General features: G+C 67.6%; 24 protein-coding genes, 2 tRNA genes and 1 pseudogene. 19 read left to right on the top strand and 8 right to left on the bottom strand.

All coding sequences use genetic code 11. The features are described 5' to 3' along the window. Positions 1–384: pseudogene (locus tag ASE31_RS32455) on the top strand (RNA polymerase sigma factor); the annotation flags it as partial. Here ASE31_RS32455 and ASE31_RS07400 read toward each other — a convergent pair. After that, on the bottom strand, positions 365–811 hold the full coding sequence (locus ASE31_RS07400) for a GNAT family N-acetyltransferase (protein ID WP_057200914.1): 447 nt from the start codon (positions 809–811) through the stop codon (positions 365–367). The pseudogene ASE31_RS32455 and the gene ASE31_RS07400 overlap by 20 nt on opposite strands. An 89-nt stretch (positions 812–900) precedes the next feature. Here ASE31_RS07400 and ASE31_RS07395 point away from each other — a divergent pair, with 89 nt between their 5' ends. After that, entirely contained in the window at positions 901–1611 is a 711-nt protein-coding gene (locus ASE31_RS07395; RefSeq protein ID WP_057200913.1) for an alpha/beta hydrolase, read from the top strand. Between the two features lie 33 nt (positions 1612–1644). Here the strand turns inward: ASE31_RS07395 and ASE31_RS07390 are convergent, their stop codons facing one another. After that, positions 1645–3339, bottom strand: coding sequence for an MFS transporter (locus tag ASE31_RS07390; protein ID WP_162261380.1), 1695 nt, complete (start codon positions 3337–3339; stop codon positions 1645–1647). Positions 3340–3577: 238 nt separating this feature from the next. On the opposite strand from ASE31_RS07390, the gene ASE31_RS07385 reads away from it, so the two are divergent. Then, positions 3578–4537, top strand: coding sequence for a LysR family transcriptional regulator (locus ASE31_RS07385; RefSeq protein WP_057200912.1), 960 nt, complete (start codon positions 3578–3580; stop codon positions 4535–4537). A gap of 69 nt (positions 4538–4606) precedes the next feature. Here ASE31_RS07385 and fabV read toward each other — a convergent pair whose 3' ends face one another. Further along, positions 4607–5812, bottom strand: coding sequence for an enoyl-ACP reductase FabV (fabV, locus tag ASE31_RS07380; RefSeq protein ID WP_057200911.1), 1206 nt, complete (start codon positions 5810–5812; stop codon positions 4607–4609). 171 nt (positions 5813–5983) lie between these two features. On the opposite strand from fabV, the gene uvrC reads away from it, so the two are divergent. The 8 genes from uvrC to ASE31_RS31485 all read left to right on the top strand — a co-directional run bounded on the left by uvrC (position 5984) and on the right by ASE31_RS31485 (position 12758). Further along, entirely contained in the window at positions 5984–8050 is a 2067-nt protein-coding gene (uvrC, locus tag ASE31_RS07375; protein ID WP_057200910.1) for an excinuclease ABC subunit UvrC, read from the top strand. Between the two features lie 156 nt (positions 8051–8206). Next, positions 8207–8773, top strand: a complete 567-nt coding sequence (pgsA, locus tag ASE31_RS07370) for a CDP-diacylglycerol--glycerol-3-phosphate 3-phosphatidyltransferase (RefSeq protein WP_057200909.1) — start codon at positions 8207–8209, stop codon at positions 8771–8773. A 514-nt stretch (positions 8774–9287) separates the two neighbouring features. Then, the gene (locus ASE31_RS07365) at positions 9288–9560 is read left to right on the top strand and encodes an HU family DNA-binding protein (RefSeq protein WP_007858657.1); all 273 of its coding nucleotides are present in this window, start codon (positions 9288–9290) and stop codon (positions 9558–9560) included. A gap of 15 nt (positions 9561–9575) precedes the next feature. After that, positions 9576–9651 (top strand) — tRNA-Val (locus ASE31_RS07360). Positions 9652–9716: 65 nt separating this feature from the next. After that, positions 9717–11648 carry a SurA N-terminal domain-containing protein gene (locus tag ASE31_RS07355; RefSeq protein ID WP_057200938.1) on the top strand — a complete coding sequence of 644 codons (1932 nt, stop codon included), beginning with the start codon at positions 9717–9719 and terminating at the stop codon, positions 11646–11648. Positions 11649–11698: 50 nt separating this feature from the next. After that, positions 11699–11774, top strand: a tRNA-His gene (locus tag ASE31_RS07350). A gap of 155 nt (positions 11775–11929) precedes the next feature. Further along, on the top strand, positions 11930–12283 hold the full coding sequence (locus ASE31_RS07345; RefSeq protein ID WP_157412388.1) for a hypothetical protein: 354 nt from the start codon (positions 11930–11932) through the stop codon (positions 12281–12283). Between the two features lie 256 nt (positions 12284–12539). Further along, entirely contained in the window at positions 12540–12758 is a 219-nt protein-coding gene (locus ASE31_RS31485; RefSeq protein WP_157412387.1) for a hypothetical protein, read from the top strand. A gap of 9 nt (positions 12759–12767) precedes the next feature. Here ASE31_RS31485 and ASE31_RS07340 read toward each other — a convergent pair whose 3' ends face one another. After that, positions 12768–13079: a hypothetical protein gene (locus tag ASE31_RS07340; protein ID WP_057200907.1), complete on the bottom strand. Its 312-nt coding sequence runs from the start codon at positions 13077–13079 to the stop codon at positions 12768–12770. Positions 13080–13152: 73 nt separating this feature from the next. Next, the gene (locus tag ASE31_RS07335) at positions 13153–13497 is read right to left on the bottom strand and encodes a hypothetical protein (protein WP_057200906.1); all 345 of its coding nucleotides are present in this window, start codon (positions 13495–13497) and stop codon (positions 13153–13155) included. A 245-nt stretch (positions 13498–13742) separates the two neighbouring features. Here ASE31_RS07335 and ASE31_RS07330 point away from each other — a divergent pair, with 245 nt between their 5' ends. Beyond that, entirely contained in the window at positions 13743–14348 is a 606-nt protein-coding gene (locus ASE31_RS07330) for an NAD(P)H-dependent oxidoreductase (RefSeq protein WP_057200905.1), read from the top strand. 30 nt (positions 14349–14378) lie between these two features. Continuing rightward, positions 14379–15005, top strand: coding sequence for a TetR/AcrR family transcriptional regulator (locus tag ASE31_RS07325; RefSeq protein ID WP_057200904.1), 627 nt, complete (start codon positions 14379–14381; stop codon positions 15003–15005). Positions 15006–15064: 59 nt separating this feature from the next. On the opposite strand, the gene ASE31_RS07320 is transcribed toward ASE31_RS07325, so the two are convergent. Continuing rightward, positions 15065–15985, bottom strand: a complete 921-nt coding sequence (locus ASE31_RS07320; protein ID WP_057200903.1) for a LysR family transcriptional regulator — start codon at positions 15983–15985, stop codon at positions 15065–15067. A gap of 84 nt (positions 15986–16069) precedes the next feature. On the opposite strand from ASE31_RS07320, the gene ASE31_RS07315 reads away from it, so the two are divergent. The 5 genes from ASE31_RS07315 (at position 16070) to ASE31_RS07295 (ending at position 21493) form a co-directional block, all read left to right on the top strand. After that, positions 16070–17092: a tripartite tricarboxylate transporter substrate binding protein gene (locus ASE31_RS07315; RefSeq protein ID WP_057200902.1), complete on the top strand. Its 1023-nt coding sequence runs from the start codon at positions 16070–16072 to the stop codon at positions 17090–17092. A gap of 41 nt (positions 17093–17133) precedes the next feature. Further along, a complete protein-coding gene (locus ASE31_RS07310; protein WP_057200901.1) occupies positions 17134–18342 on the top strand; it encodes an aromatic ring-hydroxylating dioxygenase subunit alpha in 1209 nt (402 codons plus the stop codon). Beyond that, the gene (locus ASE31_RS07305; RefSeq protein WP_057200900.1) at positions 18339–19313 is read left to right on the top strand and encodes a PDR/VanB family oxidoreductase; all 975 of its coding nucleotides are present in this window, start codon (positions 18339–18341) and stop codon (positions 19311–19313) included. The genes ASE31_RS07310 and ASE31_RS07305 overlap by 4 nt, the downstream gene beginning before the upstream one ends. Positions 19314–19444: 131 nt before the next feature. Next, complete coding sequence (locus tag ASE31_RS07300) at positions 19445–20425, top strand: aldo/keto reductase (protein ID WP_057200899.1); 981 nt, start codon at positions 19445–19447, stop codon at positions 20423–20425. Positions 20426–20497: 72 nt separating this feature from the next. After that, positions 20498–21493, top strand: coding sequence for an aldo/keto reductase (locus ASE31_RS07295; RefSeq protein ID WP_057200898.1), 996 nt, complete (start codon positions 20498–20500; stop codon positions 21491–21493). A gap of 343 nt (positions 21494–21836) precedes the next feature. Here ASE31_RS07295 and ASE31_RS07290 read toward each other — a convergent pair whose 3' ends face one another. Together ASE31_RS07290 and ASE31_RS07285 are read right to left on the bottom strand one after the other, a co-directional pair. Continuing rightward, entirely contained in the window at positions 21837–22691 is an 855-nt protein-coding gene (locus ASE31_RS07290) for a hypothetical protein (protein ID WP_235514329.1), read from the bottom strand. 287 nt (positions 22692–22978) lie between these two features. Next, positions 22979–24487: an MATE family efflux transporter gene (locus ASE31_RS07285; RefSeq protein ID WP_057200896.1), complete on the bottom strand. Its 1509-nt coding sequence runs from the start codon at positions 24485–24487 to the stop codon at positions 22979–22981. Positions 24488–24642: 155 nt separating this feature from the next. Between ASE31_RS07285 and ASE31_RS31480 the strand changes: the two genes are divergently transcribed. Further along, the gene (locus ASE31_RS31480; RefSeq protein ID WP_157412386.1) at positions 24643–24789 is read left to right on the top strand and encodes a hypothetical protein; all 147 of its coding nucleotides are present in this window, start codon (positions 24643–24645) and stop codon (positions 24787–24789) included. Positions 24790–24868: the final 79 nt, after the last annotated feature.

The raw sequence follows: 24868 nt of genomic DNA, 5'->3' as shown, positions 1-24868 counted from the left end.
GGCAGCCGCCAGCAACTGCGGCGGGCGCTGCTGCGGTTGCGGCAAGCCGATGGGGGTGGCACTGCCGAGCCCCTTGCACCGCCTGAACCGGGCGAGCGTGAAGAGGCCGCATTTCGCGTCTATCTGCAGGCACTGCAGCTGCGCGACCCGCAGGCGCTGTGGGCCATGCTGGGCCAGCCGCCGGTGCGTGCGGTGGTGCGTGCCCTGTCGGCATCGGGCGGCCCGGCTTCGGCGCATGCGGCCACCTCCGCCACGACCACCTGCGGCATCGTGCAGGTGGGCGGGCAGCTGGGCCTGGTGTTGACGCTCGATGGCGTCAGGCTGTGTGTGCTGCCGCTGGGTGTGCGGGCGGAGTGCGAGACGCTCACTCCATCGGCCGCTTGATCACGAAGCCCCGCTCCGTATCCCCGTTGAAGCCCAGTTTTTCGTAGAGGCGGTGGGCTTGCGGCCGCTGGGAACCCGAGAGCAACACCACCTTGCAGCAGCCAAGGCGCCAGGCTTCATGGACGGCGAACTGGAGACATGCCTCGGCCAGACCCAGACGCTGAAAGGCCGATGCGGTGACCACATGCTCGATGAAGCCGATGGGGCGGCCTGCGCTGGCGAGGTTGGCCACCAGGGCCAGCATGCAGGTCGCGCCTACCTGGCCTTCGTGCTCGCACACCACAATGAAGGATTGGGGGCTGTCGTGGACGTTGTTCCACAGCTCCAGGGCCCGGCCTGGGGCCAGCGGCGGGTCGTGCGGCCGCAGCTCGCGGTACAGGGCGAGCACGGCGTCCATGTCGGATGCGATAGCACGGCGGGCGATCATCGTGTGGGCTCCAGATTGGCTGGGTTCGGTCGGCTGGTCCACTGTAGCGGCTGGGGCGTGCCATCATCCGGCTCTACCTGAAAGCAGCCATGGTGCGTTCTCATTTCCAGGTTCCCTTTCGCGGCGTGCAACTGCACGGAACCACCACCCACAGCCCATCCCACAGCACGCCACGCACCCTGGCCCTGCATGGCGGCGGCGCCTCGTCGCGCCTGGGGTACCAGCCCTTGCTGGACTTTCTGGCTGAGCGCAGCCACGCCAGCGTTGCGTTCGACTTTGCAGGCCAGGGCGAGAGCACGGGCAGCATGGCCGCGTCGGGCCTGCTCGACCGGGCGCAGCAGGCCCTGGCGGTGGTGGACTTCCTCCAGATGCCCCGGCCCGTGTCGCTGATCGCATCCAGCATGGGCGGGCATATCGCCTGTTCGCTGATCGAGGCGCTGGCCCCGCCCGCTCTGGTGCTGTATTGCCCAGCCGCCTATGAGGCTGCGGCGCTGGAGGTGCCCTTTGGACCGGCGTTCCAGCAGGTGATCCGCGCGACGAGCGACTTTGCGGCCTCACCCGCATTCGATGCGCTCGAACGCTTCGAAGGGCGCTTGCTGCTGGTGCTGGGCGCCGAGGATGCGGTGATCCCACGGCAGGTGGAGGACCAATACATCCGGCGTGCCCGCAAGGCCCGGAGCGTGGAGGTGCTGCGGCTCGATGGCGCGGCCCACCACCTGCATGCCTGGCTCAAGGACCGGCCGGTAGAGTTCGCGCACGTGGCGCAGCGGGTGCTTGCGATCCTGGAAGGGACGGGCTGAGGGGGCTGTCGCGCACGAACGTCGGGGTCGGACTCAGTCGTCTGCACGGTAAATGTCCAGGTCGAGTTCTATGCCCCGCTCCCCTAACGCACGCAGCGATTGAGGAGACAGGCTCAGCCCTTCGTTTGAACTGTTCAAGAAAATTCCGCAGAACAGATCGAGTTGGTATCTGCTGTTGAGATGGGCCCAGATATGCAGGTCCGAGGTGAGCTGATCAAGGAGTTCAGCGATTTGGGCATTCAAGTCTTGCGGCTTGCTCTCGGTGGCATTCAGCCGCCAGCTACCGGTTCTGGCAACGCGAATCCTGCCGTTGCTACCCATGATTTGCTCGCCCATGCGGTAGGCCTGTGTCGGTAGGGAACGCAGTAACGCTGTTATCTCATCAGGATCAAGGTCGTCCCCGATGAATCGGAGCGTGGCAACAGAGCGATGAACGGGACCCATGTTGAGTGTGTAGACCTGGATGATTTGACGGTACCTGCCGTTCACGGCAGGTTTGGGCTGAGCAGTGGGCGCTATGGTACGGGCTGGCTGTTCAAGAGCCCCCAGCACCAGCCCGCCAGCGCACCGCCCCCCCATCGCCAGCGCCGCCACCACCACGCACACCGCCGCCGCCGGCCAGCCATGGCGGTCCACCGCATTGCCGACCAGCTGCGGCCCGAGCGCCTGGCCCAGGTTGCTGCCCTGCATGAGCAGGCCCACGGCCAGCGCGGCGTGGGCGGGGGTCGCTGTGACCTGCGGCACCGACGACAGCAGGCTGGATGGCACCAGGCCGCCCATGGCCGAGAACACCAGGCACAGCGCAAAGGCGGCCCACGGGGGCAACACCGGCACGAAGATGCCCAGGGCGCAAAGCGCCATCGCGGCGGCGGCGGCCGTGCCCAGCACGGTGCGGCCCACCCGGGGCAGCAGCGCGCCTGCGGCCAGGTTGCCCGCGATGTTGGCGGCGCTGGCCAGGGCTGCGAGCAGGCCCACCGCGCCGGGGCCCACCTGCATGCGCTGCTGCAGCAGCACGGGCAGAAAGCTGAAGAGCGCGAAGAACATCAGGCTGTAGAGCAGAAAGGTGGTGGCCAGCGCCAGTGCGGGGCCGCGCCATACCTCGGCGATGCGCGCGGGCGGCGATGCGGCCGTGGCATGCGCGCCGGGGGCGCGGGGAACCGCCCACAGCACCAGCACTGCAATGAGGCCCGAGGCCAGCGCTGCGGCAACCCACAGGCTGCGCCAGCCACCAAACCACGGCCCGGTGAGCATGGCCAGGGCGATGCCGGTGGGCATGAAGCAGCTCCACAGCGCCATGGCGCGGCTGCGGTCGGCGGCCTGCACCAGCCGCGCGAGCACGGTGGGCCCGGCCACGGTGATGAGCACAAAGCCCAGCCCCTCCACCCCGCGCGAAGCGAGCAGCGCCGCATAGCTGCCGGACAGTACGGCGAGCAGCGCGCCCAGCACCGTGGCCACCAGGCCCAGGGCCAGCATGCGGCGGTCTCCCGCACGGGCGATGACAGAGCCCGCAGCCACACCACCCAGCGCGCCCAGCACGGCGAAGGTGCCGCCCAGGGCGCCCAGCATGGCCAGGCTGAGCCCCAGGCCGGCCTGCAGCTGCGGTGCCGCAATGGCCACCTTGCCCAGGTGGAAGGACGAGGCCACGCCGGCGGCCACCACCACGGCCACGGCGCGCCAGTCGGTGGATGGCGGGGCGGGTAGTGGTCGTGCAATTCCGCTTTCGTGCATCACGCCACCCCCTGCGCAAACCCGAGCGCCTCGGTGCCGCTACCCGGGCTGCGCATGCCTTCGGACCTGGGTGTGGTGTGACCGCAGGAGGGATAGGAGGGAACGAGAACCTGGGTCATGGTGGCGCCAACGTCTTTCTGTGATCGGGATGAGTCCAAGTATCGGCACATGGATTGATCTACGGAAGCCATAAAATTCAGGCCATCTTGATCTATGAAACAGATCAACAAGGCCCTTCATGCTCGACGCCCTCACCCTCGATCAGATCCGCATGTTCGTCACTGTGGCCGAGGCCGGCAGCTTTCGCGCCGGGGCCGCACGGCTGTTGCGCGCGCAGTCGGCCGTGAGCCACGCGATTGCCAACCTCGAGAACCAGCTGGGCGTGGCGGTGTTCGACCGCAGTGGGCATCGGCCCACGCTCACGGCGGCGGGCGCCGCCCTGCTGGAGGACGCGCGCGCCGTGCTGCTCAAGGTGGACTTCTTGCGGGCGCGTGCGCGCGGCCTGGGCGAGGGCGTGGAGACCGAGCTGGCCCTGATGGTGGACACGCTCTACCCGCTGCCCCTGGCGGCTGCAGCGCTGGGCGAGTTGCGCGCCGCACTGCCATCGGTGCGGTTGCGCCTGGCCACCGCACCGCTGGGCGGCACGCTGCAGGCACTGCGCGACGAGGCCTGCGACCTGGCCATCATGGCGGGCGAGGATTTCCGCGACCCGCGCATCGAGACCGAGGCATTGCAGGCGGTGCCCATCGTGGCGGTGGCGGCCCGGGCACACCCCTTGGCCCAGCGCCGCACCAAGACCCTGGCGGGCGCGGACCTGGCCGACCACCTGCAGATCGTGCTGGAGGACCCGAGCGACCTGTCTGAAGGGCGCGACTTTGGCGTCCTCTCACCCCAGACCCTGCGCGTAGGCACCCAGGACGCCAAGCGCGCCCTGATATTGGCCGGCGTGGGCTGGGGCCGCCTGCCGCAATGGGCGGTGGAGCGCGAGCTGGCCGAAGGGCACCTGCTGCCCCTGCCCGCCACGGCCCTGGGCCCGCAGGGCGTGGCGCAGATGCAGACCTACCTGGCCTGGCGCACGGACCGGGCCTTGGGGGTTGCGGCGCTGGCGTTGCGGGAAGTGCTGCACCGGCTGGCGCGCACTGCCGCGCGAGAACGGGACAATGGCCCGGCTGCCAGGGCCAGGCGCAAGGCAAAGTGAGTGCTGCGCGCGCCAACGCGCATCGGCGTTGCCCGCGCCCTTGCCAGTGCGCCTGCCTGCAGTCTTCGTTCAGACGTTCACGACACCGGGTATCTGCACGTCCGTCGCCACATCGGCCCCGTAGTCGACGCCCTCGACGCCGAATCCGAACAGGCGCAGGAATTCCGATTGGTAGCCTGCGAAATCCGTGGTCTCGCGCAGGTTCTCCGTAGTCACCTGGTGCCAGGCCTGGCCCACGGGGCCCTGGACTTTTTCTTCCAGCTCCTTTTCGTCGGCCCTCAGGCGGCCCTCTGCGTCCAAGCGGGGTGCCGCGCCATACAGGCTGTCGCGAAAGAGCCCGTCGACCTGTTCGATGCAGCCTTCGTGGGTGCTCTGCGCCTTCATGACCTTGAACAGCAGCGACAGGTACAGCGGCATCATGGGGATGGCGGAGCTCGCCTGCGTGACCACGGCCTTGAGTACCGATACGCGCGCATCGCCACCGCGGGCGGCCAGTTGGCTGCGGATGCCGATGACCCGGCGGTCCAGGTCTTTCTTGGCGGCGCCGATGGAGCCGTTCCAGTAGATGTCGCGGGTGATCTGCTCGCCCAGGTAGGTGAAGGCGGTCGTCTTGGCGCCGTCGGCCAGCACGCCTGCGGCCTGCAGGGCGTCGATCCACATCTGCCAGTCCTCACCGCCCATCACCGCCACGGTGTCGTCGATTTCCTTCTGTGTCGCAGGCTGCAGGGAGGTCTCCTTGATCACGGCGCTGTCGGTGTCGAGGCTGCGCACCTGGATGGCCTGGCCGATGGGCTTGAGCGTCGAGTTGAAGACTTCACCGGTGCCGGGGTGCTTGCGCCTGGGCGCGGCAAGGCTATAGACCACCAGATCGACCTGGCCCCAGTCGCGCCGGATGGTCTCGATGGTCTGCTGCTTGACTTCGTCGGAGAAGCCGTCGCCGTTGATGCTGGCCGCGTACAGGCCCTCGGCTGCCGCTTGCTGGTGGAAGGCGGCGGTGTTGTACCAGCCGGCGGAGCCTGGCTTGTCCGGCGTGCCGGGGCGTTCGAAGAAGACGCCGAGCGTGCCCGCGCCGCCCGCAAAGGCAGCGGTGATGCGGGCGGCCAGGCCGTAGCCGGTGGATGCGCCGATCACCAGCACCCGCTTGGGTGCCCCGCCTGCACCGCCGAGGGGGCCGCGCGCCTTGACGTAATCGATCTGCTGGCGGACGTTGGCCGCGCAGCCCAGGGGGTGCGCCGTGACGCAGATGAAGCCGCGTATGCGGGGTTGAATGATCATGAAGAATCCGGGGGATAGAGTGCCAGTTGGCTTGAGAATACCGCACCCGTAACTGCGCCCACACGCTGGCGCCTGCCCCTCACCTGCCCGTTACCTGCCCGGCCCCTGCCCATCGGATGCCGGGCCGCGTGGTCGGTAAGCCCTGCCTGCGTTGCCGCGACAATAGCTCCCATGTCCGAAGAAGAAGTGCATTCCGAAGAACTGCTGGCCCAGGTGGCCGCGCTGCCGCCCCTGCCGGGCGTGTACCGCTATTTTGACGCGCAGGGCGCGCTGCTCTACGTGGGCAAGGCGCGGCACCTCAAGCGCCGGGTGTCGAGCTATTTCACCAAGAACCATGGCGGCACGCGCATCGGCCACATGGTGAGCAAGATCGCGCGCATGGAGACCACGGTGGTGCGCTCCGAGGCCGAGGCGCTGCTGCTTGAAAACAACCTGATCAAGACGCAGAACCCCAAGTTCAACATCCTGTTTCGCGACGACAAGAGCTACCCCTACCTCAAGATCACCGGCGCGCCGGGCGCGGCGGTGGGGCAGGGCTCGCCCTCGCAGGTGTTTCCGCGCATGGCGTACTACCGGGGCTCGGTGGACAAGAAGCACCGCTACTTCGGCCCCTACCCGAGCGCCTGGGCGGTGAAGGAGTCGATCCAGCTGCTGCAGAAGGTGTTTCGTCTGCGCACCTGCGAGGACACGGTGTTTGCCAACCGCACGCGGCCCTGCCTGCTGTTCCAGATCAAGCGCTGCACGGGGCCGTGCGTGGACCTGGTCTCGCCCGAGGCCTATGCGGCCGACGTGCAGCACGCCGAGGCGCTGCTGCGCGGCGAGACGCAGGAGGTGCTCAAAGCCATGGAGGTGCGCATGATGGCGCACTCGGACAAGCTGGAGTTCGAGCAGGCGGCCGACGTGCGCAACCAGATGCAGGCGCTGTCGCGCGTGCTGCACCAGCAGTCCATCGAGACCACGGACGACAAGGACGTGGACATTCTGGCCGTGCGCGTGCAGGGCGGCCGTGCCTGCGTGAACCTGGCCATGGTGCGCGGTGGGCGCCACCTGGGCGACCGGCCGTACTTTCCGGTGCATGTGGAAGACGCCGCGGCCATCCATGAAGAGGAAGAGGATGCCGTGGTGCCTGCAGTGCCGGCGGCGGTCGAAGGGGAGGGCGGCGGCACCGCCGACACCGCCCCCGCAGCCCCAGCGCGCAAGCGTCGCGTGGAGGCGCTGGTGCTCGAAGCCTTCATCGCCCAGCACTACATCGGCGTGCCCGTGCCGCCGGTGCTGGTGTGCAGCGAGCCGGTGGACAAGGCGCTGATGGAGGCCCTGTCGGAGCAGACCGGTGTGCGCGTGAACGCCATTCACCAACCACGCGAGCAGCGCCGCGCCTGGCTGGACATGGCACAAAAAAATGCCGACCTGCAACTGGCCCGCCTGCTGGCCGAAGAGGGCTCGCAGCAGGCGCGCACCCGCGCCCTGGTGGAGGCGCTGGACCTGCCGCCCGAGGACCTGGACCAGTTGACCATCGAGTGCTTCGACATCTCGCACACGGCGGGCGAATCGACGCAGGCCTCGTGCGTGGTGTTCCACCACCACAAGATGCAGAGCAGCGAGTACCGCCGCTACAAGATCGAGGGCATCACCGGCGGCGACGACTATGCCGCCATGCGCCAGGTGCTCACGCGCCGCTACAGCAAGGTGGTGGAGGCCGCACGTGAGGCCGGTGGCATCGACTTTGCTGCCGCGCCGCCGCCGGATACCGGCAATGCCGAGGGGGCGGTCAAGCCCAAGGGCGTGGCGCGCCTGCCCGACCTGGTACTGATCGACGGCGGCAAGGGCCAGGTGGGCGTGGCGCGCGAGGTGTTCACCGCCCTGGGGCTGGACCTGACGCGCATCGTCGGCGTGGAAAAGGGCGAGGGCCGCAAGGTGGGCCTGGAGGAACTGGTGTTTGCCGATGGCCGCGAGAAGGTCTACCTGGGCAAGGACTCGGCCGCGCTGATGCTGGTGGCCCAGATCCGCGACGAGGCCCACCGCTTTGCCATCACCGGCATGCGCGCCGCGCGCGCCAAGGTGCGCGTGGGCGGCGGCCAGCTCGAAGAGATCCCCGGCGTGGGCCCCAAGAAGCGCGCGCGCCTGCTGCAGCGCTTTGGCGGCGTGCGCGGCGTGGCCAGCGCCAGCGTGGAGGATCTGATCACGGTGGATGGCATATCGCGCGACCTGGCGGAAGAGATCTACAAGGCCCTGAGGTAGGGGGCGTCATCGTGGCGCCTGCATGCCGCAACCGCGCTGGCAGGCGCCCCGCCATGGCCATCGGCTGCAGGGGGCTTGTGCCAGCGCGATGCGCGGTTCAGGCGGAGCGTCAGTTCAGGCCTGAAGGCTATCCACCAGTGGTGCACAATCGCGGCCATGTTCTGGACTATCCCCACCCTGATGACGTGGACGCGCATCGTCGCGATACCTTTGATCGTGGGGGTGTTCTATGCGCCGATCGACCCCGGCATGCGCAACCTCATCGCCACGGTGATGTTCGTGGTGTTCGCCGCCACCGACTGGCTCGACGGCTACCTGGCGCGCAAGCTCAACCAGACCTCGTCCTTCGGCGCCTTCCTCGACCCGGTGGCCGACAAGTTCCTGGTGTGCGCGTCGTTGCTGGTGCTGGTGCATCTGCAGCGCGCCGACGTGTTCGTGGCGCTGATCATCATCGGGCGCGAGATCGCCATCTCGGCCCTGCGCGAATGGATGGCGCAGATCGGGGCCAGCAAGAGCGTGGCCGTGCACATGATCGGCAAGGTCAAGACCACCGTGCAGATGGTGGCCATCCCCTTCTTGCTGTACGACGGACGCATCCTCGGCGTGATCGATACGGGCGTGTGGGGCACCTGGCTGATCTGGGCCTCTGCTGTGCTCACGGTATGGTCCATGGTGTACTACCTGCAGAAGGCACTGCCCGAAATCCGCGCCCGTGTGAAGTAGATCGACCCAAAAAACTCTTCTGGCATCGTTGCTGCGTCTTGTCGTACCGCTGGTACTGCCTGCGACGCAGCGCCTAGCCAGAACCGCTGCGCTGAGTTTTGTGGGCCGATCAATTCTTTGTGTATAAGCTTGCTCTGAAATCGCGCATCGGCATGGCTGCTATGCTCTTTTTGTGCCCCGTGTTGGGGCACCCAAAGCCTGCAAGCGCAGGCCTGGCAAGGCTGTCAATCGGGAATCGCGCGCATACGGCGCGTTTGAGACAAAAGCGCGCCGCAAGCCCGGCCAGGGCGTGAAATACGACTAGAATTCAGCCCAACGCTGTTGCAATACGGCGTGTTGTATTGACACCTTGAAAGTCGATGGCTTTAATCTGATGCAGCAGCCCCTGCTGTGTACGCCAGTCATTCCCCCGTCTGCAGACATCCAGCCTCACTCGGTTGAGCCTTCTGACGTGTGAAGACCAGATACCCCAAGACACACTTCATTCATCAACGCTTTTCCCGAGAGGCTTCTTGTGAACAAAACCGAACTGATCGAGCACATCGCTAACAACGCCGACATCTCCAAGGCCGCTGCAGCGCGTGCCCTGGAATCCACGATCGAGGCCGTCAAGAAGACCCTGAAAAAGGGTGGTACCGTTTCGCTCGTCGGTTTTGGCACCTTTGCCGTGGGCAAGCGCGCTGCCCGCACCGGCCGTAATCCCCGTACGGGCGATACGATCAAGATCAAAGCTGCTAAAGTGCCGAAGTTTCGTCCAGGCAAGGCTTTGAAAGACGCCTTGAACTGAAGACCCGTTTAGGTGGGGTCCTTAGCTCAGTTGGTAGAGCGGCTCCTTTACACGGAGTAGGTCGGCGGTTCGAGACCGTCAGGACCCACCACCCCCACCGGACCAAAAGGCGAACGCAAGTTCGCCTTTTGTTTTTTTGTCACTGAAAGTTTGATCATGTTTGAATCCATCCGCAAGCACTCCAAGATCGTCATGATCTTGTTGTTCTTGCTGGTCATTCCCTCCTTCGTGTTGGTGGGTATCGACAGCAAGTACTTCTCTGAAAAGAGCGAAGTGGTCGCCCGCGTTGATGGCAACAAGATCACCCAGTCCGACTGGGAAAATGCCCACCGCGCGGAGAGCGACCGCATCCGTGCGCAGCAGCCCACCATGGACGCGAAGATGCTCGACTCGCCCGCAGCGCGCTACGCCACGCTGGAGCGCATGGTGCGCGAGCGCGTGCTGGCCGCCGCCGCGCAGAAGATGCACATGGTGACCAGCGACGCCCGCCTGGCCCGCAGCCTGGCCGAGATTCCCCAGATCGCCGCGCTCAAGCGCCCCGACGGCACCATGGACACCGAAGGCTACCGCACCCTCGTCGCCAGCCAGGGCCTCACGCCCGCCGGCTTTGAGGCGCGCGTGCGCAACGACCTCTCGGTCAACCAGATCCTGGGTGGCGTGGTGGGCTCGGCCTTTGTGACCGACGCGCAGACCGGCCAGGCACTCGACGCGCTGTACCAGCGCCGCGAGATCCAGGTCGCCCGCTTCAACGCCGCCGACTTTGCCGCCAAAGTCACCCCCACCGATGCCGACCTGGAAGCCTATTACAAGGCCCATCCCAACCAGTTCAAGCAGCTCGAATCGGCCAACGTCGAGTACCTGCTGCTCACGCTCGACTCCGTGCGCGACGGCATCACGCTCAACGAAGACGACCTGCGCACCTACTACAAGGAAAACGTGGCCCGCCTGGCCGGCAAGGAAGAGCGCCGCGCAAGCCACATCCTGATCAAGGCAGGGAAGGACATGTCCGCCGCCGACCGCGAAAAGGCCAAGGCCCGCGCCACCGAGCTGCTGGCCCAGGTGCGCAAGGCGCCCGCCACGTTTGCCGACGTGGCCAAGAAGTCGTCGGAAGACACCGGCTCTGCCGCGCTGGGTGGCGACCTGAACTTCTTCGCCCGCGAAGCCATGGTCAAGCCGTTTGAAGACGCCGCCTTTGCCCTGAAGAAGGGTGACATCAGCGACGTGGTGGAGTCCGACTTCGGCTACCACATCATCCAGGTCACCGACATCAAGACGCCGCGCCAGCCCACCTTCGAAGAACTGCGCCCCTCCTTGGAGAAGGAGCTCAAGGCCCAGCAGGCCCAGCGCAAGTACGCCGAAGTGGCCGAAGCGTTTGCCAACGGCGTGTACGAGCAGGCCGACAGCCTGGCCCCCGTGGCCGAGAAGCTCAAGCTCAAGGTGCAGACCGCCAACGGCGTGACCCGTACCCCCGTGCCCGGCGCCACCGGCGCGTTTGCCAACGCCAAGTTCCTCGAAGCCCTGTTCTCCTCGGATTCGGTGCAGAACAAGCGCAACACCGAAGCCGTCGAAGTGGGCCCGAGCCAGATGGCGTCTGGCCGCATTGCCTCGTACACCCCGGCCGAAACCCTGCCGCTGGACAAGGTCCGCGACAAGGTGCGCACCCTGTATGTGGCCGAAAAGGCTGCCGAGCTGGCGCGCAAGGAAGGCGAGGCCAAGCTGGCCGAGTACACCGCCAAGCCCGACACCGCCAGCGGCCTCACGGCCCCCGCCGTGATCGCCCGCGACACGCCCATGAACTACCCGCGCCCCCTGATCGACGCCGCCCTGCGCGCCAACGCCGACAAGCTGCCCGCCTGGACCAGCGTCGACCTGGGCGCAGGCCAGGGCTTTGCCGTGATCAAGGTCAACCGCATCGTCCCCCGCGACAAGCCCGAAGCCCAGCGCGCCCAGCAAGAGCGCATGCAGCTCATGCAGTGGTGGAGCTCCGCCGAGGGCGTGGCCTATTACGAGATGCTCAAGGAGCGCTTCAAGACCGAGATCAAGGTGACCCGCCCCTCCGAGTTCACCATCAGCCAGACAGAAAATTGAAAATTGGGCCCGGAGGGTAAAAACCCGGGTTATAATTTGAATCTCAAACGGTGGCTGTAGCTCAGTTGGTAGAGTCCAGGATTGTGATTCCTGTTGTCGTGGGTTCGAGCCCCATCAGCCACCCCAGATAAAAAACAAACCCGCCAGTGCTGTGAAGCGCTGGCGGGTTTTGTCTTTTGCAGGCCCCTGCAGCCACCTTTTCGGGTCATGGCGCTGGTGCGGGCCGGGTGCTAGAGTTCATTGCACAAGGGGAGGGTGAACCTCCCCAGGGGGTGATGTACGTGAACCGGATGATCATCGGCACGGCACTGGCGCTGGGCTGCCTGTTGTTGGCGGCCGGGGGCGGTGCGCTCTACCGCCACGCCGTGGTCCTCCCCGGCGAGCAGGCCGACAAGCAGGCCCTGGAAGCCCACCAGCGCACCGAGGTCTACGCCCGCGAGGTGGACCGCACCGTCAACTACGCGCGTTGCCTGGGCGCCGTCGGCTCGGGCACCAGGGCCACCCAGGCCGAGCACTGCCAGAAGCTGGGGCAGGGCGCAGGCTGCGAGCTGCCGCAAGACATGGCCAGCGCCGTGGGCCGCCAGCATGAGCGCGGCGAGGTGCAGTGCTTCAATGAGGCGAAGATTGGGTTGTAGGGCGGCCCGCACCCAACCCCCCCAGGACTGGTGCCGACAGATCCTTGATAGCCTCTCCGGTCGCGGTACCTGCGGGCCACTGCTCTCTGGTGATTCTCTGACGCCGCTCTTGCATACAAAACGCATGTTTCGATGCAGGTGGCGCTTCACATGCATAGAAAGCGCGATTTTCTATGCACATGCCAGTTTCGCGCGGGGTCCGCCAAAAGGGGGGCGCGCCTGATCCCTGGGGCGCGAATTGTGCGGAGAGAGCGAAATGACCAACGAATCGACGCGTGGAGTGGATGTGTCGATTTTTGAACAGAAAATCGACACATCCAGAATACATGTCGATGGCATGAACATGGCGGACTGCTCAGGACGACCGAAGACAACTGGGCTGCGCACCAAGCGGCACCACGCCGACCAAGACCAGGGGGCGGTGGCGATCACCATGGGCAGGTGCGCCAGCGCCCGCACGTCTACAACCGCCTGACCAGGAGGCTCACCCAGCACCCACCTTGCGCAGCAACCCCGGCGAGACCTTCCAGCCCTGGCCTTCGTCGGTGCGCACGCTGGCTGTCTTCTTGTTCAGGCGCTGCACGATGCCCTGTTTGACGCTGCCATCGGTGGCGGTGAACTGCACCCGGTCGCCTTCGGTGAACTGGGCCAGCGCTACCGTGCTCTTGGCCTGGGCCAGCAGGTTCAGGCGTTCGATCACCATGCGGTTGAGGTAGAGCAGGTCTTCTTCGCCCATGTGGCGCAGGGCCTGGGTGAACAACTCGCGGTCCACAATGGTTTGTTTGGAACTCGTCATCGGTGCATGTCTGTGCCGCCCGACGGGGCGGTTCTGGCCGATTTTATGGCAGTGGGGCGGCCTCAATGGATGGCTACGCACCCTGCAGGCGCTGGCCCCATTGCTCCACCCACGGCCCGGCCATCGACAGCACCATCATCACCCAGGCCACGGCGGCAAAGCGCCCGGGCCAGGCGGCGGGCGAGCGCCCCTGCCGCAGGGCCCCATGCAGCGCGCAGGCGGACAGCGCAAACGCCATGGGGATGGCCCAGGCCGACACCCAGGCCAGCACGGGCTGCCGGTCGGCAAAGATGGCCGGGTGGGCGAGGGCGAAGACCATGAGGCAGGCGATCTGCAAGGCGGGTTGCCGCAGCAGGTAGGCGGCGGGGGCGTTGGGGCTGGCGATGGCGGCTGAAGTGACTGCGGGCTTGCTGCGCATGGGTGGGGGGATCTCCTCGCCGCAATGTAGCAGCGGTGCGGGCTCTGATACCCGTTTGGGCGGCGTTTGTGGCGAACGGACACGTTGGTTACACAAGGCCAGGGATCGCTGTCGCGGACGATTGGGGAGCTGCGGCTGATCACCTCTGCGCGACCCTTGGCGATGGTGTGGCGAAGCCGCTTCCAGTGCGTTATGTACCATTGGTAAGTTACCATGGGTATATAGCAACCTACAGGGCTTTCGCCATGCACGCACTCATCGTCGTCTCGCACCCCGACCCGGGCTCCCTCACCCACGCTGTGGCTGAGCAGGTATGCCATAGTGTTCAGTCAGCAACTGCGCCAGGTACACACACGGCCGAGCTCGCCGACCTGGCCGCAGAGGGGTTCGATCCGCGCTTCACCGCGGCTGACCTGGCGCTGCACCTCCAGCACGCTCCACCCCCGCCCGACGTGGCGGCCGAGCATGCTCGGCTTGCGCGGGCCGATGCGCTGGTGCTGGTGTACCCGGTGTACTGGTGGTCGTTTCCGGCCCTGCTCAAGGGCTGGATCGACCGGGTGTTCACGCAGGGGTATGCCTATGAAGAGGGGGCGGACGGCAAGCTGGCGAAGAAGCTCGGGCACCTGCAGGTGCACTTGCTGGGCATTGGCGGCGCCGACACGGGCACCTATGAACGGCATGGCTATTCTGAAGCCATGAAGACGCAGATCGACCATGGCATTTTTGGCTACTGCGGCGCGCCGGTGGCCAGCTCCAGGCTGCTGCTACAGTCGTCGCAGCAGGACATGGCCGCAGCGCATCTGGCGGCAGCGCGAGAGCTGGGCAGCCGCCTGTTTCCACCCTCGTCCTGAGCATTCCCCTTTTCCCCTCATCTCGTCCGCATGCCCCGCAAACCCACCGCTGTGCCGCCACCAGAGCCCGCACCTCGCCGCCGCATGGCGCGGAGCGAGCGCGCGCGCCAGTTGCTCGATGTGGCGTGGACGCTGCTGCGCACCGAGGGCGCCGACGCCCTCACGCTCGGGCGCCTGGCTGAAGAGGCCGGCGTGACCAAGCCCGTGGTGTACGACCATTTCGGCACGCGCGAGGGGCTGCTGGCCGCGCTGTACCAGGACTTCGACGGGCGCCAGACGGCGGTCATGGACGCTGCCATCGCCGCCGCACGCCCCAGCCTGAGGGACAAGGCCGGAGCCATCGCCGCGGCCTATGTGCAGTGCGTGCTCACGCAGGGCAGCGAGATACCCCAGGTGCTGGCGGCGCTGCAGGGCTCGCCCGAGATGGCCGCCGTCAAGCGCCAGTACCAGGAGGCCTTCATCGCCAAGTGCCAGGCCATTCTGGCGCCGTTTGCCGGCGAGCAGGGCCTGGCGCGCGCCGGGATGTGGGCCATGCTGGGCGCGGCCGATGCGCTGTCGGACGCGGCAGTGGGCGGCGACATCACCGACGTGCAGGCGCGCGATGAATTGCAGCAGACCATCATGGCCATGGTGCGGCGCAGCGCTACGCAGCGCTGAGCGGCTAACAAAACTCTGAGCCCGGCGGCTGATCCGAGGCGTGAGGCTTTGGAAGGGCGTCACTCCGCCAATGCGCAGGCGTGCCGCAGGATCTCGTCCTTGAGCCAGAGCACGGCCGGGTCGGCGTTGGAGCGCTCGGCCCAGCACACGTACAGGCGGTAGTCGGGCAGCTCCACGGGCAGGGGCGCGCTGCCGAGCTGGCTGGCGTAGTGCTGGGCCACGCGGCGCGGGAACACGGCGATCAGCTCGCTGGCGCACATCAGGTCCACCATCTGGCTGAAGGTGGCCACGGCGGCCTGCACGTGCCGCTCGCGGCCCTTGCGCGAGAGGGCCTGCTCGACGGTGTCGTCCAGCACCGAGCGGGTCTGGCCCAGCACCAGGTGCGGTGTGGTGCAGAAGGCGTCGAGCGGCATGGGCGACGAGGCCAGGGCAGAGTGGCCGTGGCGCGCCACGACCACGTAGCTGTCTTCGTACAGCAGCGTGGATTCGACACCGGTGGCCGGCGACAGCCGCGGGTGCAGGCCCACGTCCACATCGCCCTTGCGCAGGCGCTCGGTGAGGCGGCCGTAGTCGGCCAGCTCCCACGACAGGCGCATGCGCGAGCCGCGCTGCGAGAGCTCGGTGCACAGCAGCGGCAGCATCACGCGGCAGGTGTGGTCGCTGCCGGTGATGCGCAGGATGCGGTCGGAGGTGGCGGGGTCGAACGCCTGCTCCAGGTTCATCAGCTTGTGCATCTCGTTGAGCACCGCCTCCACGCGTGGCGCCAGGGCCAGTGCGCGCGGCGTGGGCACGATGCCGTGGCCGGTGCGCGTGAACAGCGGGTCGTCGAAGACCTCGCGCAAGCGCTTGAGCGATGCGCTCACCGCCGGCTGGCTCAGGAACAGGCGCGCAGCCGCGCGCGACACGCTGCCCTCGCGCAGCAGCGCATCGAAGGTGCGCAGCATGGGCAGGTCCAGGCCCCGGATATCAGACTGGGCCATATCAGCTATCCAAACGTTTGAATTGATCCATATCGGGTTGTCTCCTATCGTACCGGCACCCAACGAAAACAACGGAGACAAGACATGAAGAAGAATGCTGGCAACAGCCCGGATGGACTGCGCGTGCGCAGAAGAACCATGGTGGCGGCCATGGGCGCGGCCCTGGCACTGCCCGGAGCGGCTGCATGGGCGCAGCAGGCCGCTGCGGCCGCCTTCCCTGCGCGGGTGATCCGCATCGTGCCCTTCGGCACGGCGGGCGGCCCCATCGATGCCATTGCCCGCGTGTATGCCGACAAGCTGCAGCAGCGCTGGGGCCAGAGCGTGATCGTGGATGCCAAGCCGGGGGCCAGCGGCATCATTGCCGCCGATGCGGTGGCCAAGGCCGCGCCCGACGGGCACACGGTGATGCTGACCCTGCCGCTCACGCACATCAACAACGCGATCCTGCAGCCCAAGCTGCCGTACGACCCGGTGAAGGACTTCGAGCCCATCTCGCAGCTGGCGCTGGGCGGGCCCATGTTGGTGGCACGGGCCGATGCGCCGTACAGCAACGTCAAGGAGTTCGTGGCCTTCGGCAAGCAGCAGAAGAACCTCACCTACGGCACCTGGGGCAATGGCTCGGCCGCGCACCTGATGGCCGAGCTGCTCAAGCGCCAGACCGGGCTGGCGCTGATCCACGTGCCCTACAAGTCCGAGTCGGCCGCGCACAACGACCTGTTCGGCGGCCAGCTGGACTTTGCCTGGGCCAACCCGGCCACGGCGCGCGCCCAGGTGCAGGGCGGGCGCATGAAGGTGCTGGGCATCGCGGCCAGCGGGCGCGTGTCGTCGCTGCCGGATGTGAAGACCTTTGCCGAGCAGGGCTTCGCCGGCTTCGATCTGGACAGCTGGATCGGGGTGTACGCCCCCGCCAAGACGCCGCCCGCCGTGCTGGGCAAGTGGAACGACGCGCTGCGCGAGATCACCAAGATGCCCGACGTGCGCGACAAGCTGGCGAGCTTCGGCTTCGAGCCGCTGGGCAACACCGCCGCGCAGTTCAAGGCCAGCTATGCGGCCGACTACCCGCGTGTGGCTGAGCTGATCAAGGCCGCCGGCGTGACCGCTGATTGATGGACCGCTATCCCTCGATGGATTTCCCGAAAGACCGAACCATGAACCCCAGCACCGCACCCAGGGTGATCCCTATAGCTGTCGACACCGGCACTGCCTACGGCCTGCCCGCGCCCAGCTCCAACACGACCCTGGCGCAGGTGGGCGCGGGCACGCCCATGGGCGAGCTGCTGCGCCGCTACTGGCACCCCATCGGCCTGGCGGCCGATGCCACCGACACGCCGAGCAAGGTGCGCGTGCTGGGGGAGGACCTGATCCTGTTTCGCGACAAGGGCGGCCGGCCCGGCCTGGTGTACCCGCACTGCGCGCACCGGGGCACCTCGCTGTATTACGGCAAGGTGGAAGAGCGCGGCATACGCTGCTGCTACCACGGCTGGCTGTTCGACGTGCAGGGCCACTGCGTGGAGCAACCCTGCGAGCCCGAGCTGGGCCGCGCACGCGGCAAGGTGCGCCAGCCCTGGTACCCCGTGCAGGAGCAGTACGGCCTGGTCTGGGCCTACCTGGGCCCTGCTGACAAGAAGCCCGTGCTGCCGCGCTACGAGGCGCTGGAGCGGCTGGACGAAGGCGAGCTGCTGGAGGCCAACGACGCCAGCATCGGCGGCGGCGGGCCGGCCATCGTGCCCTGCAATTGGCTGCAGCATTACGAGAACCTGGTGGACCCGTTCCACGTCGTCGTGTTGCACTCCACCTTCAGCGGCACGCAGTTCGTCGAGCAGATGGCGCAGATGCCCCAGGTGACCTGGGACACCGTGCCCCTGGGCGTGCGCACCACGTCCGTCCGCGCCATGCCCGACGGCAAGGTGTTCCGGCGCATCAGCCAGGCCGGGCTGCCCACGCTGCGGGTGATACCGAGCCCCCGGCTGGGCCGCTATGGGCGTGTGGAATCGCTGGGCTGGATACTGCCCATCGACGACCACCACTTTCGCATCTACGTGGTGGGCCGCGTGCAGGAGGTGGGCGAGCTGGCGCGCATGCGTTCGCGCATGAATGGCAAGCTGTGGGAGGAGCTGACCGAGGCCGAACACCGTGCCATGCCCGGTGACTACGAGGCCATGGTGAGCCAGGGCGCCATCGCCCACCATTCCGAAGAGCACCTGGCTACCACCGACCGCGGCATCGTCATGCTGCGCCGGCTGCTGCAGCAGCAGGTGGACAAGGTGCAGCGCGGGGAAGACCCTGCCGGCGTGAGTTTTGACCCCGATGCGCCGCCCGTAGTGTTCGATGCAGGCAACTATCTCGAAGAAGCATGAGCATTGCCAGCGACGAGACCTTTCCCGTGCGGGTCGCCCGCAAGCGGCAGGAGGCGCAGGGCATCGCCAGCTTCGAGCTGGTGCACCCCGAGGGGCAGGCGCTGCCGCCCTTTTGCGCAGGGGCGCATGTGGACGTGCACCTGCCCGGCGCCACCGTGCGGCCGTATTCGATCTGCAGCCCGCCTCACGAGCGCTCGCGCTACCGGCTGTGCGTGCTGCGCGAGCCCGCCTCGCGCGGCGGATCGAGCGCGCTGCACGATGCCGTGGCCGAGGGGGACATGCTGCGCATCGGCCGCCCGCGCAACCTGTTCGCGCTGGCCGAGGGGGCCAGCCACCACCTGCTGCTGGCCGGGGGCATCGGCATCACGCCGCTCTTGAGCATGGCGCATGCGCTGGCGCACGAGGGGGCCAGCTTCGCCTTGCACTACGCGGTGCACGCGCGCGAGCGCGCAGCGCTGCTGGCAGATATCGACGAGGCGGGCCTGGCACCGCACACCACGCTGTACTGCAGCGGTGACCGCGCAGGCACGCGCATGGACATTGCCGCCCTGGTGGCCGGTGCGCCGGCCGGCACCCATGTGTATGCCTGCGGGCCCGCGCGCTTCGAGCAGGCGGTGCAAGAGGCGGCGGCTGCCCAGGGCTGGGCCGGCGAGCGGGTGCATGTGGAGCGGTTTGCTGCCGAGGCAGTGCACCACGATGGCGATGCCGCCTTCGAGCTGGTGCTGGCCCGCTCGGGCCGCGTGGTGCCCGTGCCTGCCGGCCGCACGGCGGCCGAGGCGCTGGCCGATGCCGGCTTGGCCGTGCCCACCTCGTGCGAGCAGGGCGTGTGCGGCACCTGCCTGCTGCGCGTGACGGCCGGCCGGCCCGACCACCGCGACCTGTACCTCTCGCCCGGGGAGCAGCAGGCCAACGACCAGTTCCTGCCGTGCTGTTCGCGCTCGCTCACGCCGCGGCTGACGGTGGATTGGTGAGGTGCCCCGGGCCTTTCGCGTTGCAGGCCGTGTCTTGAAGGGCTTTCTCCTGGCGGCCTTCCAGCCTGGGCGGATGGGCGTAACCTTGCTGCCTTCCGTTCGATGTTCTGGACGACTTTCTGGAGTACCGCATGCAGTATCGCAAGCTGGGCCGCACGGGCCTGGAGGTGTCACGGCTGTGCCTGGGCGGCATGACCTATGGTGTGCCCGACCGGGGCAACCACCCCTGGACGCTGGACGAGGACCAAAGCCGCCCCCTGATCCGCCAGGCCGTGGAGGCGGGCGTCAACTTCTTCGACACGGCCAACGTCTATTCGGACGGCACGGGCGAAGAGATCCTGGGCCGGGCGCTCAAGGAGTTTGCGCGGCGCGAGGAGATCGTGATCGCCACCAAGGTGCACGGCCGCATGCGGCCTGGCCCCAACGGCGCGGGCCTCAGCCGCAAGGCCATCCTGCACGAGATCGATGCGTCGCTCAAGCGGCTGGGCACGGACTATGTGGACCTGTACCAGATCCACCGCTTCGACTATGGCGTGCCCATCGAGGAGACGCTGCAGGCGCTGCACGACGTGGTGAAGGCGGGCAAGGTGCGCTACATCGGCGCGTCGTCCATGTTCGCCTGGCAGTTCTCGAGCATGTTGCACGCTTCCAAGTCCAACGGGTGGACGCAGTTCGTGTCCATGCAGAATTACCTGAACCTGCTGTACCGCGAAGAAGAGCGCGAGATGCTGCCGCTGTGCGCCGACCAGGGCATCGCCGTCATCCCCTGGAGCCCCCTGGCACGCGGGCGCCTGACGCGCGACTGGAACGAGAGCAGCGAGCGCATGGAGAGCGACCAGTTCGGCAAGGGCCTGTTTGCGCGCACGGCCGATGCCGACCGCCAGGTGGTTGAGGCCGTGGCCCGCGTGGCAGCGGCGCGCGGCGTGCCGCGGGCCCAGGTCGCGCTGGCCTGGGTGCTCGCAAAGCCCGGGGTGACGGCGCCCATCGTCGGCGTGTCCAGGCCCGGGCACCTCGACGATGCGCTGGCGGCGTTGGCCATCGAGCTCACCGCCGAGGAAATCGAGCAACTGGAATCGCCTTACATTCCCCACCAGGTGGTCGGGTTCAGCTGAAGGGGCGCGCATGACCCCGCTACCATGCGCATGCCGCAGGGGCCTGTGCCCCAGCACACCAGGAGATTGTCGATGCAGCAACGCCACCTGGGAGCCCACGGGCCCCTGACCTCCGCCATCGGCCTGGGCTGCATGGGCATGAGTGAGTTCTATGGGGCGAGCGATGACGACAGCTCGCTGCGCACCCTGGCGCGTGCGCTCGACATCGGCGTGACCCATTTCGACACGGCCGACACTTACGGCCTGGGCCACAACGAATCGTTGCTGGGCCGCTTTATCGCCGCTGCCGGGCCGGCTGCGCGCGAGCGCATGGTGGTGGCCACCAAGTTCGGCATCGTGCGCCAGGCCGGGCAGTACGAGCGGCGCATCGACAACTCGCCGGCCTACCTCCGCGAGGCGTGCGAGGCGTCACTGAAGCGCTTGGGGGTTGAACGCATCGACCTCTACTACTGCCACCGGCGCAACCCCGAGGTGCCCATCGAAGACGTGGTGGGTGCCATGGGCGAGTTGGTGGCGGCTGGCAAGGTGGGTGCCATCGGCCTGTCCGAGGTGTCAGCCGACAGCCTGCGCCGCGCCCACGCCGTGCACCCCATCGCGGCGCTGCAGAGCGAGTATTCGCTGTGGAGCCGGGGGCCGGAGGATGGCATGCTGGACCTTTGCGCTGAGCTGGGAACGGCCTTCGTCGCGTACAGCCCGTTGGGGCGCGCCTTTCTCACCGGCACGGTGGACGTGACGGCGCTGACCGACAATGATTTTCGCAAGCACAACCCGCGCTTCGTGGGCGATGCCGAGGCCGCCAACCGGCAACTGGTGCAGGCGCTGGCTGCGTTTGCTACGGCACGCGGGCTGGCCAGCTCGCAGGTCGCGCTGGCGTGGCTGCTGGCCAAAAATCCGCATGTGCTGCCCATACCGGGCACGCGGCGCATCGCGTACCTGGAGAGCAATGCGCACGCGGCCGAGGTGAAACTCAGCCCCGCCGAGGTGGCCGAGCTCGATGCCCTGTTCGCCCCCGCCCTGGTGGCCGGCGCGCGCTACCCGGATGCCGGCTTTGTCGGCATTGAGGGCTGATGTGGTGTCCCGCCATGCCGCGCTGTTACTGGCCCAGGCCACCCCGTACGGCCCTTTCTGGGCCGGGTGATGCTGCGCTACGCCCTGGTGCTCAAGCAGCCGCCTGCGGACGCGCGGGCGCAAGCCGAAGAGGCCGAGCACGGCACACGCATCGTCGAGACGCTGGAGTTCGCCTGGCAGGACCGGCGCTGGACCTTTCGCGGGACCGTGGTGGCGCTGTTCACCGGCCAGCACGACCGGCTGGATCTGCCGGTGGTGGACAGGACGCCCGTCGAGGGCAGAGCATGCTGCGGCGCTGCGGGCCTGCCTGGGCGGGTTATGGCAACCAGGGCCAAAAGAAGAATCAGTCAGCCGCCTGAAGAACGGCGCCCTGGTGGCCCAGCATCACGGGCAGGCCGGAGGCGGTCATGATCGCGGTGCGGGCCCTGGTTTCGGGGGCGGTGGGCGTTGTGGCCACCGGCGGCGGGGCGGCAGGGCCGTCACCGCTGACGGGGTCGATGGGATCTGGAGCGCTGCGGGTGTTCCAGGTGATCGCAGCATAGCCGGCGGCGTACTTGGGCATGTCGACGTCGATGGCGCCCTGGTAGGTCATGAGCGGGGCGCCGCTCAGCTGGCGCACATAGAGCCACTGGCCCTGGTCGGTGCTGCCGCCATTGGCATCGAGCTGGCCGCCCATGAAGCGCAGGCTGCCGCTGCCATCGTGCACGACGAACTGCTCGGCATCTTCCTTGACCAGGCGAGAGAACAAGGCCTCGACATGCTTGCCAGTTCGGGCGGCCTGGTATTCGGCATCGCTCAGTGGCGCCAGACGGGCAGGTTCCTTGCCGTACCTCAGCACAAAGGCCGATTGGGTGGCGAGGGGGGCATACCCCGAGAGCAGGAGCGAGCGCGTGCCTGCGGGAATGAAGATCTTGAACTCCTTGTGGTGTTGCAGTTGGGCGCCGGTGAATTCGGTCAGCGGCAGGGAGCCTCCGCCCGGGAAGGCGCAGCCGCCCGTGCCGAAACCGATCGCGCAGCCCGTCACGCCGGTCGGGGCGTACTGCTCCTTGAACCCGACTTTGGTGTCAAAGGTGTAGGTGAAGCTGCCGGCTGCGGGGGGGAGTGGCGTTTTGTGCGGGAGCTGGTGAATCGACACAAAGTTTGCAGCCTGTGCAATCGTGCTGAACGCCGCCAAAAATACCAGAAACAGGGACCTCATTGAAACACTCCAAAAATTACGCTCGGCAAACGCTGGCCGCCCCTGGCCGGCCCCACCCTGGGCATGAACTGCCATTCTTGGTGGGAGGCCTCTTCTCATCGCAACAGCAACGTCGGGGCGTTGAAGCGGCGCAGCGTACCTGAGGTTTCGTGGAGAGGGGGCGTTATCAAGGGGGCTATTCCCTTCAATTCGCAGGGTCACCCGCCGCTTGAACCGCGTGGCCCATGCACTTCCGAAGGCGGGCGCAAAAGCGCCCCCGGCCCAGGGGTCGGGCCCGAAGCAGGGCTTTAAGGTTTGGTGCCTGCGGTAGCGGCCGCGCCGTCGTAATTCGCCTCCCGGTCCATCGCCGGCATGGCCACGCCGGTATCGGCTGCGGTGCCGGTGGCGGGCGGGTCTTCTTCCTTCAGGGGCCTTGCCGCCAGCGAGTTTCTGCGCCAGCCGCCATAGCGGTAGTACAGCCCCGCCAGCACCACCGAGGTGACCGAGCCCAGCGGAAAGCTCCACCACACCGCCTCGGCGCCCCACGCATCCTGCAGGCCCCAGGCAAAGGGCACTCGCACCAGCAGCATGGAGATGAACAGGATGATGAGCGGCGGCAGCACCGCACCCGTGGCGCGCACCACGCCGAAGATCACGATGGTCACCCCGAACAGCACGAACGACCAACTGGCCACGTTGTTGATGTGCACCGCCACGCCGATGGCGCCGCTGTCACCGGGCAGGAACAGGCCCAGCGCATAGCGGTCGGCCCCATACAGCAGCAACACCAGCGCGCCGGTGAGCAGCAGGTTGAACAGCACGCCCGCGCGCGCGATCTGCTCCACGCGGTCCCAGCGGCCGGCGCCCACGTTCTGCGCGGCCATGGACGAAACCGCCGCACCCGTGGCCAGGGCCGGCATCTGCACATAGGTCCACAGCTGCGCGGCCACGCCATAGGCCGCCGCCGTCTGCACGCCGTAGCCGTTGACCAGGCCCATCATCACCAGCGCGGCGGACGAGATGACGATCATCTGCAGCCCCATGGGCACGCCCTTGACCACGATGGTGCGCAACAGCTGCGGCCTGGGGCGAAAGTGCGAGAGCTCATGGCGCCCCGGCAGCAGCGGGTGGCGGCGCCGCGCCAGCAGCACCAGCAGGCCGGTGAAGCTGATGCCCTGCGCCAGCAGCGTGGCCAGGGCCGAGCCGGCGATGCCCAGGGCCGGCAGCGGCCCGGCGCCGCGGATCAAGAGCGGGTTCAAGGCCACGTCGATGGCGACCGACAGGGCCATGAAATAAAACGGCGTGCGCGAATCGCCCGAGCCGCGCAGCACGGCCATGGCGAAGGCAAACGAATTCATGATCGGCACCGCCACGAAGATCACGCGCAGGTAGGCTACGGCCGAGGGCAGGGCGGCCTCGGGCGTCTTGAGCAGGCCCAGGATCTCGGGAGTCCACACCCAGCCGGCGGCCGCTATCAGCGCCGATACGGCCAGGAAGAAGGTGGCGCCCGTACCCACCACGCACTTGGCGCGCTCGATGTCGCGCGCGCCGTAGGCCTGCCCGATGAGGATGGTGGCTGCCATGGACACGCCGAACACCGCGCCCAGCAGCAAAAAGAGCACCAGGTTGGCGTTGGAGGTGGCCGTCAGCGCCTCTTCGCCCAGCAGGTTGCCGATCCAGATCGCGTTGACCGAGCCGTTGAGCGACTGCAGCACGTTGGCGCCCAGCACCGGCAGCGCAAAGGCGATCAGCGTGCGGGCGATGGGGCCCTGGGTGAGGTCGCGGTTGGGGGCTCGGCGGGGAGGTGGGGTATTCATTGGCGGGGCGTGGGGTGCAGGCAGTCTACGTGCTGGCGTGCCCGTGCGCGTAGGACGTCGCCGCCAGGATGATCTTATTCCAGCACGAGCGCACGGAGGCCAGCGCAGGCTTGGCGGCCTTTTGGGGCAAGGGCCGGACCTTCCCAGGGAGCCTGTTGAACCCCGCGGTCCTTGCAGCCGTGGTACTGGTGCGCAAGGTCAATCAACTGGGTCTGCTGGAGGACACGGCCGTGCCCTCGGTCTTTCCGAATGTGGCCAGTCTGGAGGGTGCGGTGGGTGGTGCGATTGTTGCGGGGCGGTGATGCGCGCGTCGTGGGTGATGGGCGGGGAACGGGGGGCGTTCGATGGGCTGATGGAGCTGGTTGCTTCTGCTCTCTTGCC

The sequence above is a fragment of the Acidovorax sp. Root217 genome (assembly GCF_001428645.1).
In the GTDB taxonomy this organism is placed as follows: domain Bacteria; phylum Pseudomonadota; class Gammaproteobacteria; order Burkholderiales; family Burkholderiaceae_C; genus Acidovorax.
This window is presented reverse-complemented; position numbering and strand designations above follow the sequence as displayed.